Source organism: Chryseobacterium sp. SIMBA_029, assembly GCF_046535275.1.
GTDB lineage: Bacteria > Bacteroidota > Bacteroidia > Flavobacteriales > Weeksellaceae > Chryseobacterium.
In genome coordinates, this window is sequence record NZ_JAWRXA010000758.1 from 1 (window position 1) to 243 (window position 243).

1 pseudogene is annotated in these 243 nt (G+C 36.6%); it reads left to right on the forward strand.

The features are described 5' to 3' along the window. Positions 1–243 (forward strand): annotated as a pseudogene (locus SB679_RS25960) (TonB-dependent receptor); the annotation flags it as partial.

A 243-nucleotide genomic window follows, 5' to 3' on the forward strand; every position in this document is an offset into this window, starting at 1 on the left:
CTCTCAACAAGAAAATATACTGGATACCAATTCAGATAGATTAGCCCGTGGTTACTTTGCAAAAGCAGGTGCTACTTTTGATCTTGGACAGGACAGGTTATTATTGAACTACGATATTTACCACAATAATAATGACAGCTATACTTTAAGTAGTGGTATTGCTAGTATTCTTGTGAGCGCAAAGGCTAATGTATACAAAGAGGGGCTTTTTGATGCTTATGATGCGGCAAATACAAACAATGT